The sequence below is a fragment of the Tabrizicola sp. genome (genome assembly GCF_051645465.1).
Lineage (GTDB): Bacteria > Pseudomonadota > Alphaproteobacteria > Rhodobacterales > Rhodobacteraceae > Tabrizicola.
Genome location: NZ_JBOFBI010000223.1, coordinates 1 through 9,919, shown reverse-complemented (window position 1 = coordinate 9,919; position 9,919 = coordinate 1). Strand labels below are relative to the sequence as shown.

Annotated in this window: 10 protein-coding genes and 1 pseudogene; 3 read left to right on the top strand and 8 right to left on the bottom strand. The window is 64.3% G+C overall.

Annotated features, from left to right (window positions below; genetic code table 11):
* The first annotated feature begins 296 nt into the window (after window positions 1-296).
* Window positions 297-1,034, top strand: coding sequence for an RNA methyltransferase (locus ACRCSW_RS14810; RefSeq protein ID WP_438706281.1), 738 nt, complete (start codon window positions 297-299; stop codon window positions 1,032-1,034).
* A gap of 204 nt (window positions 1,035-1,238) precedes the next feature.
* Here the strand turns inward: ACRCSW_RS14810 and ACRCSW_RS14805 are convergent, their stop codons facing one another.
* Both ACRCSW_RS14805 and ACRCSW_RS14800 read right to left on the bottom strand, forming a co-directional pair.
* A complete protein-coding gene (locus ACRCSW_RS14805; protein WP_438706279.1) occupies window positions 1,239-2,117 on the bottom strand; it encodes a helix-turn-helix domain-containing protein in 879 nt (292 codons plus the stop codon).
* A gap of 419 nt (window positions 2,118-2,536) precedes the next feature.
* Window positions 2,537-2,797 (bottom strand): hypothetical protein, encoded by a 261-nt coding sequence (locus ACRCSW_RS14800; protein WP_438706277.1) that lies wholly within the window; start codon window positions 2,795-2,797, stop codon window positions 2,537-2,539.
* A 445-nt stretch (window positions 2,798-3,242) separates the two neighbouring features.
* Between ACRCSW_RS14800 and ACRCSW_RS14795 the strand changes: the two genes are divergently transcribed.
* Window positions 3,243-4,490, top strand: a complete 1,248-nt coding sequence (locus tag ACRCSW_RS14795) for a lytic murein transglycosylase (RefSeq protein WP_438706285.1) — start codon at window positions 3,243-3,245, stop codon at window positions 4,488-4,490.
* Window positions 4,491-4,617: 127 nt separating this feature from the next.
* Here the strand turns inward: ACRCSW_RS14795 and ACRCSW_RS14790 are convergent, their stop codons facing one another.
* From ACRCSW_RS14790 to ACRCSW_RS14780, 3 genes are all read right to left on the bottom strand, one after another.
* Window positions 4,618-5,439, bottom strand: a complete 822-nt coding sequence (locus ACRCSW_RS14790; RefSeq protein ID WP_438706275.1) for a lysophospholipid acyltransferase family protein — start codon at window positions 5,437-5,439, stop codon at window positions 4,618-4,620.
* Window positions 5,436-6,218, bottom strand: a complete 783-nt coding sequence (locus ACRCSW_RS14785) for a GNAT family N-acetyltransferase (RefSeq protein ID WP_438706283.1) — start codon at window positions 6,216-6,218, stop codon at window positions 5,436-5,438. The genes ACRCSW_RS14790 and ACRCSW_RS14785 overlap by 4 nt, the downstream gene beginning before the upstream one ends.
* A gap of 120 nt (window positions 6,219-6,338) precedes the next feature.
* Window positions 6,339-6,521, bottom strand: coding sequence for a DUF3553 domain-containing protein (locus ACRCSW_RS14780; protein ID WP_438706273.1), 183 nt, complete (start codon window positions 6,519-6,521; stop codon window positions 6,339-6,341).
* A gap of 29 nt (window positions 6,522-6,550) precedes the next feature.
* On the opposite strand from ACRCSW_RS14780, the gene ACRCSW_RS14775 reads away from it, so the two are divergent.
* Entirely contained in the window at window positions 6,551-7,150 is a 600-nt protein-coding gene (locus tag ACRCSW_RS14775; RefSeq protein ID WP_438706272.1) for a histidine phosphotransferase family protein, read from the top strand.
* A 1-nt stretch (window position 7,151) separates the two neighbouring features.
* On the opposite strand, the gene ACRCSW_RS14770 is transcribed toward ACRCSW_RS14775, so the two are convergent.
* From ACRCSW_RS14770 to obgE, 3 genes and pseudogenes are all read right to left on the bottom strand, one after another.
* Complete coding sequence (locus ACRCSW_RS14770) at window positions 7,152-8,411, bottom strand: glutamate-5-semialdehyde dehydrogenase (protein ID WP_438706270.1); 1,260 nt, start codon at window positions 8,409-8,411, stop codon at window positions 7,152-7,154.
* A gap of 78 nt (window positions 8,412-8,489) precedes the next feature.
* On the bottom strand, window positions 8,490-9,614 hold the full coding sequence (proB, locus tag ACRCSW_RS14765) for a glutamate 5-kinase (protein ID WP_438706269.1): 1,125 nt from the start codon (window positions 9,612-9,614) through the stop codon (window positions 8,490-8,492).
* Window positions 9,602-9,919 (bottom strand): annotated as a pseudogene (gene obgE / locus ACRCSW_RS14760) (GTPase ObgE); the annotation flags it as partial. The pseudogene obgE and the gene proB, both read right to left, overlap by 13 nt.

The following is a 9,919-nucleotide window of genomic DNA, read 5'->3' as shown; positions in this document are numbered from 1 at the left end:
AGCGTCGGCGGCGCGCATCAGGATGTCTTCGTCCTTCGTCCCGAGCGAAAGCCGCAGGCAGGCGATCTCGACCCCGTCGAGCACCCTTCCGATCCGGTCGGAAAAGACCTCCGCGTCGAAGGCTGGGGGCGAGATGAGGGTGATCTGCGGGCGGTCGTCTGCGGCCATGGCGGGCTCCGGGCTTTGGTCTGCCGGCCCGTCTATCAGCCTTTCTTCGGCTTGGCTACCGGCGGGGTCGGCTTGCCAGTTTACTCCGGCTGGCCTATCTCGGCCCCAGTTCTTTCCAGAGGCCCCGCATGATCCCCCCGGTCTTCATCCTCGTCCGCCCCCAGATGGGCGAGAACATCGGTGCCGCGGCGCGGGCGATGCTGAACTTCGGGCTCGAACGGATGCGGGTCGTGGGGCCCCGCGACGGCTGGCCGAACCCCAAGGCCGTCGCGATGGCAAGCGGAGCCGGGCGGGTGCTGGACCAGGCGGGGTTGTTCCCCGATGTGCCCACTTCGATCGCCGACTGCGACTTCGTTTTCGCGACCACCGCGAGGGGGCGGGAGCTGGTGAATGAGGTCGTCACGCCAGAGCGGGCGATGGAGATGGCCCGCGCGATGGGGGCCGAGGGGAAGCGGGTGGGCGTCCTCTTCGGGCCGGAGCGGGCGGGGCTGGAGAATGACGACATCGTCCGGGCCAACGCCATCGTGACGGTGCCGGTGAACCCGGAGTTCCCGTCGCTGAACCTCGCCCAGTGCGTGCTCCTCCTCGGCTATGAATGGCGGCGGCAGGCGGGGGAGGTTCCGGCCTCGGTCATGGAACTGGCCCGGACGGACTTTGCGAGCCGGGAGGAGGTGGACCGGCTGGCGGACCATTTCGAGGAAAGGCTCGACGCGGCGGGGTTCTTCTTTCCGGAGACGAAGGTGGAGGGGATGAAGGCGAACCTGCGGAACATGTGGGGGCGGCTGGGGCTGACGCGGGCCGAGGTGCAGACCTTCCACGGGATGCTCCGCCAGATCGCCTGGACGCTGAAGAACCGGGGGGAGTGAGGGCGTCCCACGGTGGGACAGTCTTTAAAGCAAATGATTTCAGTGGTTTGGTTGCGGGCGTTTACGCCCCGTCAATCTGTTGACATAAGCAAGCCCGGCCATGCACCAGGGCCGGGCAACCTCTGAAGACACTCTGGAGAGGAGGCCGGCCGAAAAGGTGAGACCGATATCTGGCTAGAGCGAAGCTGCGCCAGTCGCCGGGGTCTATGCCTTTCGCACCTGTTTTGGGGTCTGGTCGAGGCGCGCGCGAAACGCCCGCGTCAGATGCTGCTGGTCCGAGAACCCGGTTGCGACCGCCACCTCTGCGATTGGCATTTCGGTCGTCTTCAGGAGATGCACTGCCTGGCGCAAACGCCGGTCGATGACGTAGGAGTACGGCGTCGCCCCTACATCTTTCTGGAAGCGCGATGTCAGTTGTGTCACGCTGAGCCCCGAAGCCTGTCCGATGTCCGATAGGGTGATGTCGTCGGAATACTTGCTCTCGATGAACTCTATCGCCCGCTTTACCCGAGAGTCCCAACCGCCACCGACCTCGGGCCGCTGCATCGGCACCGACCAATGCGAAGAGACGATCTCGAATGCGACCAGACGCATGACTGACTCGGCGAAGAGCCTTCCGCGTGCCTGGTCGGGGTCTATCTCGCGGCTAAGCAGCCGGGCTAGATTGGCAAGGATAGGTCGGTCGGCATAATTGGCGGGGAGAAGGTGGCCAGATGCGAATCTGTCCTTTTCGAAGTCCGGCAGGTAGGCGGCAAGTACCTCGGAATCAAACTCGAGTATTATGCTGGTCTGCCGTTCAGTCCTTGTTTCCCAGGCGAAACGCGCCTCAATATCCGGCGGTATCAGGCAGACGTCACCGCGTCGGGTTGGCGTTTCGTCCAGAATTCCATCCATTTGCGTCAGATGTTTTGCTGTTCCTGAAAGATCGACGACCAAACCATTCCGGTTGGTGGAGGTGAATGTCACGTCGCTTGATGTTTCGGACAACAGCCCCACACGGAAATGGACCTCCTCATACTTCCGGAAGCCTATTGCCTGATCAGTATCATGATACTCTTGCAGACTATCGTAACGCTTCGGCATGCGCACTCTCCAGCTGACTGGAGCAGAGCTACGCGACGAGGCATCATCTCTCAAGCGGGTCTACAATGGCGTGATAACCGGCGTTTTTTATTGTAACGCTCATTTCAACGGGAAATGAAACAATTATCGCGTCGGCGTGAGAAGGGTTGATTGGTCGAGACTTTCACCTGCCAATTCTGCCGATCAGACAAGCGATCAAACAAAAGGTTGTAACAGTTGCATTACGATTTCTTGCGAAGGAGTAAAATTGTGATGAGGTAAAATATTTCAAGCACTGCCGAGGGGGAAAGGCGTCTTGCAACCGGTTCCTCCCCGATTGTTACAAGAGCATAGGCCCGCAGGCTGGGGAAATCCCCAACCCGGCGAAGGGTTGGGGTCTAGACAGGCGACCGAGTCGCCCGGAAGTCCTCAGAAGCGGTTCACTTCCGCAGAGCTGCTTCGATCTGGGCTTTCTTTTCGGCGTCGTTGTTCGACCCCGTCAAAGCGCCCTGGATAGCTGCAAGCTGACCCAGCGTCAGAGACATCACATCAGCCTCGAGACCGTATTGCTGCAGCACGGTCTTGGCGGACGCCTCAAGCATAGTGAGACCCATGCTCATTTCTTCCATCATGTCTTTCTCTTGCGCGAATGCCATCGTCGCAGACAGTGCCACAATAGCCGCCAGAATCGTCGAACGCATAGGTAGTCCTTTCCTGAGTTAGCTGTTTTCAGCGGGCAGCTTCCACAGCGCACTGCTCCGAATTAGGGACGCGAAAGGCGTTGGTTCGTTGCCGGTTCGCGAAGTCGATTGGTTGCTTCTTTGAGTAAGACACTCGAGAGCCTTCGGATCAGGGACACTGTTTCGCAGCCGAATCTATTGCAGACGGACTACGGGCTTTATTGTCGAATGCACCCATTTTTTTGTAGAAAATCACGGAAGCAAGGGCAGTCTTGTAAGGATTGGTTGCGTGGTTTGCCGGAGTGGCGGCGGAGCACCCGCTTCGCTGCGAAGTCGTCTGATGACGGGCGGGCGTGACGGGAGTACGGTTAGCCGCCTCTGCGGTATGACCGGTCTTTGCCTTTGGCGCGGGCGATTGCTATCATGGCCGCAAAACAAGAGCAGAGGCGGCGGGATCATGCAGACAGTGGAGATGACACGGCGTGGCGCCCTGTTGACTGGGGCGGCGGCTTTCCTATCGGCATGCGTTTCCTCGGGCAGGAGCGGGTCGGGTGGGGGAGGGGGGTACCGGGCGGCGGACCCGGCTCCTCGGGCGGTGCCGAATGCGGGGTGGGACGACTGGGTTGCGGGGTTCAAGGGCCGGGCGGCCTCACGCGGGATATCGCAGGGGACCATCGATGCGGCGTTCCGGGGGGCGGGGTTCCTGCCGGAGGTGATCGAGAAGGACCGCAACCAGACCGAGTTCAAGCGGAGCCTTGAGGACTATCTGAACATCGCCGCCTCGGACGAGCGGGTGAGCCTTGGGCGCCAGAAGTACTCGCAGTACGGCAGCACCCTGTCGGCGATCGAGAGCCGCTATGGGGTTGAAGGCCATGTCGTGGCGGCGGTCTGGGGGCTGGAGAGCTTTTTCGGGACAAGGCGGGGGAATGTGCCGGTGATCTCGGCGCTGTCGACGCTGGCTTATGACGGGCGGCGGGGGGAGTTCTTTGAAAGCCAGCTCGTCGCGGCGCTGCGCATCCTGCAGGCGGGGGATGTGGCACCCGGTGCGATGACCGGCAGCTGGGCCGGGGCGATGGGGCATACGCAGTTCATCCCGACTTCGTTCCTGGAGTTTGCGGTGGATTTCACCGGCGACGGGCGGCGGGATATCTGGAGCGAGGATCCGTCGGATTCGCTTGCGTCCACTGCGGCTTATCTGAACCGGTCCGGGTGGACGACGGGTCTGCCCTGGGGGATGGAGGTGACGCTGCCTGCGGGCTTCAACTCCGGGCTTCTGGGGCGCGGCAAGGGGAAGTCGGCGGCGGATTGGAGCGCGTTGGGAGTGCGGGCAGCGGGGGGTGGGTCGCTTGCGGGCGGGTCGATCATCGCCGGGGGCAATTCGGGGGGCGGGCCGTATTTCCTGCTGACGCAGAACTTCGCGACGATCCTGCGCTACAACAACGCCCAGAACTACGCGATCGGGGTCGGGCATCTGTCGGACCGGCTTCTGGGCCGGGGGGCGGTGCAGGCCTCGTTCGGCCCCGATGCGGCGGGGATGACGAAGGCCGACCGGCAGGAGCTGCAGCGGCTGCTGACGGCGGCGGGGTTCGATACGGGCGGGACGGACGGGGTGATCGGGGCGAAGACGAAGGCCGCGATCAGCGCTTATGAGGCGAGTGTGGGGTTGCCGGTGACGGGAGAGCCAAGCATGGAGCTGTTGCGCCGGTTGCGGTGAGTGGGCAAAGGTTGACCCTTGCCGACAACGGAAATCCAGTCTGTCATCCCCGCGAAAGCGGGGACCCCTGTGCGTCATCTGGGTCCCCGCTTTCGCGGGGATGACAGGTGGTGAGGGTGTTCCCGGTTCACTCCACCGCATGCACATGCGCTGTCCGGATCACCCGCTCGCAATGCTGGGAAAGCGCCTTGCGGTTCTCGAAGGCGTCGACCGGAACTTCGGGATGGAAGGTCACCTCGACCCGGCCATGGCGGGGGGTGGAAAGCGTTTTCAGAAGGTGGCTGGCGAAGTCCATGTCGCCCCACCAGCCGTAGTGCCGGGCATCTTCGCCTTCGGGCGCGTGGAAGACCACGGTGACGGGCTGGATATGCATGCTGCGGACGAGGGCGGGGGCGAAGAAGGCCTCGAAGAGCGTCGACTTGAACGGCAGGACCCGGATCGCGTCGGTCGAGGTGCCTTCGGGGAAGAAGAGGAGGCGATGCCCGGCCTGCAGGCGGGATTCGAACATGTCCTTGTGTTTCTTCGCCTCGCTTCCCTTGCGGGCGATGAAGATCGTGCCGGTCGCGCGGGCAAGCCAGCCGATCATTGGCCAGTCGGCGACCTCGGCCTTGGCGACGAAGTAGATCGTCTGGACGGCGTTCAGGACGAAGACGTCGAGCCAGCTGGAGTGGTTCGCGACGATGGCGCCGGGGTGGGTCATCGGCTTGCCGTGGACGACGAGGGGCAGGCGCAGGAGGCGGAGTGCGGTGCGGCAGACGAAGCGGGTGATGTGGGGTGTGACGGGGCGGGCCTGGCCGTAAAGCGGCCATTCGACGAGGCGCACGAGGAGGAGAACGACAAGCCCGCCGTAGGTGAGGCTTCCGACCAGCGTGCCGCGCCAGAGGACCCGCAGCCAGCCCAGGGCGCCGATCCGGAAGGGCGGGGGCGGGGCATGTTCCCAGCCGCTCAATTGGCAGCCTTCTTTCGGATGTAGAAGTCACGGTGCCGGGCCGACATCTGGCCGGTGTCCATGACGAGGCAGACATCGGTGGTGTTGAAATCCCGGTCGATCCAGGCGCCGTCGCCGACAAAGCCGCCGAGGCGGAGGTAGGCCTTGATCAGGGCCGGTGTCGCCGCCATCGCGGCCTTGCGGTCAAGGCAATCGGCAGGGATCAGGTTCATCTCCTGCCGGTGGGGCGGAAGGGCGCGGACCCGCATGTCGGGGGGCGCGAGGTGGTTGTGGTGCAGATAGGCCAGCGGCTCGGCCAGCGCCGGGATGTCGGTGCCGTGGAAGCTTGCCACGCCGAAGAGCACCTCGATCCCGCGGTCTAAGACGTATTCGGCGAGCCCGTTCCAGAGATGGAACATCGCCGTGCCGCCGCGGTGATCTGCGTCGACGCAGGAGCGGCCAAGCTCCAGAAGCCGACGGCCCTGGGCGAGGAGGGGGCCGAGGTCGAACTCGGTTTCGGAATAGAACCGGCCCGCGGCGGCGCGGCGGTCGTCGGGAAGGACGCGGTAGGCGCCGATCACATGGGCCTTGGTTGCGGGGTCGATCCGGCGGTCGACAAGCACCAGGTGGTCGAAGAACGGATCGAAGGCGTCACGCTCCAGCCGGGCTTCGTGGTCGACCATGGGGCCGGTGCCGCCAAGCTCTTCGATGAAGACCTGATAGCGCAGGCGCTGCGCGGCGGTCAGGTCCTCGGGCGTGGTCGCCAGCCGGACGGCGTAGGGGGGCTCTTCAGCGGTCATCGGCATCGTTTCGCGCAGGGGCAGGTCTGACTTAGCCACGCGCCTGTGGCTTTGCAACCACCTGTCCGTCCGCGTCAAGGGGGCAGCAATTCCCGGTTGAGTTTCTTCGCAGGATTCGCACTATGGGTGTTCAGAATCCAACAAGGGCACAAGGAAGACGCGCTTGCTGTCGATCACCACTTTTCCAGCGTGTTCAAAGTTCACTGTGACCTTTCCGTCAATGTTCGACTGTACCTGACCCAAGCCCCAGTCTGCCTGATCCGGGTGGCGTACCAGCATGCCCGGTTCCAGAAGTGCCGCCATTTCCCGCCCCTCTCGCCCGGTGCCCCGCGATGCATGAAACCAAACCCGACCTTGCCGCCCTGATTGCGTCCCGCATCTGCCACGACCTTATCAGCCCGATCGGGGCGATAGGCAACGGGGTGGAGCTTCTGACGATGGAGCCGGGGGGTGCGCGACCGGAAATGGCGCTGATCTCGGAAAGCGTCGCCAATGCGAACGCACGGATCCGGTTCTTCCGGATCTGCTTCGGCCAGGCCTCGGGCGACCAGCGGATCGCGCGGTCCGAGGTGGCGTCGATCCTGGGTGATCTGGGACGCGGGGGGCGGGTCGGCTATGCCTGGTCGAGCCCGGCGGACTTGTCGCGGCGCGAGGTGCGGCTGGTGTTCCTTCTCCTGCAATGCCTGGAAAGTGCGCTGGCTTATGGCGGGAAAGTGCAGGTCACGCGGGGCGAGGTCGGCTGGTCGATCCTTGCCGAAGCACCGCGGCTGAAGGTGGACGCCGGGCTCTGGGAGGTTTTGACCGAACCGCGCGCACCCGCCGAGATCGGGGCGGCGCAGGTGCATTTCGCGCTGGTGCCCGAAGAACTGGCGCGGCAGGGGCGGCGTCTGGTGACCGAGATCGGCGAGACGACCATCAGGCTTACGTTCTGAGCTAAGGTCGGATCGTCCCGTCGCCGGTCACGAGGTATTTGAAGCTCGTCAGCTGTTCGGCCCCCACAGGCCCCCGCGCGTGCATCTTGCCGGTGGCGATGCCGATTTCCGCGCCCATCCCGAACTCGCCGCCATCGGCGAACTGGGTCGAGGCGTTACGCATCAGGATCGCGCTGTCGAGCCGTTCGAAGAAACGTGCGGCGGTGGCGTCGTTCTCGGTCAGGATGCTCTCGGTGTGGTTCGAGCCGTAGCGGCGGATATGGGTGATGGCTTCGTCCACGCCGTCCACCAGCTTTGCCGCGATGATCATGTCGAGGAACTCATGCCCAAAGTCGTCGGGTGAGGCTTTTACTGTGCCCGGCACTTTGAGGAGTTCTCCTTCGGTCCTGACTTCGACCCCGGCCTTAAGAAGGTCCTCGATCAGCACCGCGCCGTGCTTGGTATAGAACTGCCAGTCGATCAGCAGGCACTCGGCCGAGCCGCAGACGCCGGTGCGGCGGGTCTTGGCGTTCAGGACGACGCGGCGGGCTTTTTCGAGGTCGGCGTCGCGGTCGGCGTAGACGTGGCAGATGCCTTCCAGATGGGCGAAGACCGGCACCCGCGCCTCGCGCTGGACAAGGCCGACAAGGCCCTTGCCGCCGCGGGGGACGATCACGTCGATGTACTCGGTCGCCCGGAGCATGGCCGTCACCATCTCGCGGTCGCGGGTCGGGATGAACTGGATCGCGGCTTCGGGGAGGTTGGCTGAACGAAGGCCCTCCGCCATGCAAGAATGGATCGCCTCGGACGTCTCGAAGCTTTCGCTGCCGCCACGCAGGATCACGGCATTGCCGGACTTGAGGCAGAGGGCACCCGCATCGGCGGTCACGTTCGGGCGGCTTTCGTAGATGACACCGACAACGCCCAGTGGGGTCGCCACGCGCTGGATATGAAGGCCGCTTGGGCGGTCCCATTCGGCAAGGACCCGACCGACGGGATCCTTCTGCTCGGCAATTTCGCGGAGCGCATCGACGATCCCGCGCAGGCGGTGGTCGTCAAGCCGCAGGCGGTCGAGCATGGCGGGCGTCAGGCCCTTCGTAGCGCCTGCGTCGAGGTCGAGGATGTTTGCATCCAGAATCTCCTGTCGCCGCCGCCAGACTGCGTCGGCTGCCGAGATCAGAGCAGTGGCCTTGCGTTCGGACCCGGCGAAGGCGAGTTCTGCCGCCGCTGCCCGGGCCTTGCGACCGATGTCGCCCATGAGATCGGTGAATTGGCCGTCCATGCTCTCGCTCCGCTTCCGCCAGGCCCCAAAATTCTTGAGTAAGAATTTTGTCAAATTCCTTACTTAAGGAATTTGGGTCTAGACCACCATATCGTCCCGATGCACCAGCGCCGCGCGGCCCTGGTAGCCGAGGATCGCTTCGATCTCGCTTGACCGGTGACCGGCGATCCTGCGCGCCTCGGTCGAAGTATAGCGCACCAGGCCCTTGCCGAGAACCACTCCTTCTGGCGAAAGGATCGACACCGGTTCACCCCGGCCGAAGGTGCCGGTCACTTTGGTCACACCGGCGGGCAAAAGGCTTTTGCCGGCCTTCAGTGCAGTCACGGCGCCTGCGTCAAGCGTCAGTTCCCCTTTGGGCTTCATCGCGTTGATCCAGCGCTTGCGCGCCAGCTGCGGATCGGCGGCGGACACGAACCAGGTACGGTTCGCGCCCTCGGCCAGCGCCTTCAGCGGCCTGAGGGTCGAGCCTTCCATGATCGCCATGGCGCAGCCGCCCGCGACGGCGGTCTTGGCGGCGAGAAGCTTGGTCTTCATCCCGCCTTTGGAAAGCCCGGAGATCGGGTCGCCCGCCATCGCCTCGATCTCGTGGGTGATGGTTTCGACAACATCGAAGCGGGTGGCGGAGGGGTCTTCCTTCGGGTTGGCGGTGTAGAAGCCGTCGACGTCGGAGAGAAGGATCAACTGGTCCGCCCCCACCGTCACCGCGATCTGGGCGGCGAGGCGGTCGTTGTCGCCGAAGCGGATTTCGTCGGTCGCGACGGTGTCGTTTTCGTTCACGATCGGGACGACGCCTAGGGAGAGGAGTGTTTGCATCGTCGCGCGGGAGTTCAGGTAGCGGCGGCGGTCCTCGGTGTCTTCCAGCGTCACCAGGACCTGGGCGGTGGTGATGCCGTGCGGGGCCAGGACTTCCTCATAGGCCCGCGCCAGGCGGATCTGGCCCACGGCGGCGGCGGCTTGGGATTGCTCCAGCGTCAGGACACCATCGGGGAGGTTCAGGACCTTGCGGCCAAGGGCAATGGAGCCGGAGGAGACGAGGACCACGTCTGCACCGCGGGTCTTGGCTTCGGCCACGTCGAGGGCGAGGGCGGAGAGCCAGGACTGTTTCAGCCCGCTCTGGCGGTCGACGAGAAGGGCCGAGCCGATCTTGACGACCAGCCGCTTGGCGGTGCGGATGTCGGGGGCGACCAGGGTCAGGGTTGCCACGGGCCGGGCTCCTCTGACGGGGCCTCGCTGTGGATGGTAGCGTAAAGCGCGCGGAGGACTTCGGGGAGGCCTTTGCCGCTGACGCCAGAGATAACGTGGACCTCGCCGCCCGACGCCTTTTCCAGCGCGCGGCGGCGGTCACCGGTTTCCTTGGCGGTCATCGCGTCGGTCTTGTTCAGGGCAAGGATCCGGGGCTTGTCGCCGAGGAGGTCGGAATAGGCCTCAAGCTCGGTCACGATGGTGCGGTAGTCTTTGGTGATGGTCGAAGACGTGCCATCGACGAGGTGGAGGAGCACCTTGCAGCG

What these genes read in the sequence shown, in the direction of transcription:
- ACRCSW_RS14775 (WP_438706272.1), top strand. Translation starts at nt 6,551, where the DNA reads ATGCATGAAACCAAACCCGACCTTGCCGCCCTGATTGCGTCCCGCATC.
- ACRCSW_RS14805 (WP_438706279.1), bottom strand. Translation starts at nt 2,117, where the DNA reads ATGCCGAAGCGTTACGATAGTCTGCAAGAGTATCATGATACTGATCAG.
- ACRCSW_RS14780 (WP_438706273.1), bottom strand. Translation starts at nt 6,521, where the DNA reads ATGGCGGCACTTCTGGAACCGGGCATGCTGGTACGCCACCCGGATCAG.
- ACRCSW_RS14810 (WP_438706281.1), top strand. Translation starts at nt 297, where the DNA reads ATGATCCCCCCGGTCTTCATCCTCGTCCGCCCCCAGATGGGCGAGAAC.
- ACRCSW_RS14800 (WP_438706277.1), bottom strand. Translation starts at nt 2,797, where the DNA reads ATGCGTTCGACGATTCTGGCGGCTATTGTGGCACTGTCTGCGACGATG.
- ACRCSW_RS14785 (WP_438706283.1), bottom strand. Translation starts at nt 6,218, where the DNA reads ATGACCGCTGAAGAGCCCCCCTACGCCGTCCGGCTGGCGACCACGCCC.
- ACRCSW_RS14770 (WP_438706270.1), bottom strand. Translation starts at nt 8,411, where the DNA reads ATGGACGGCCAATTCACCGATCTCATGGGCGACATCGGTCGCAAGGCC.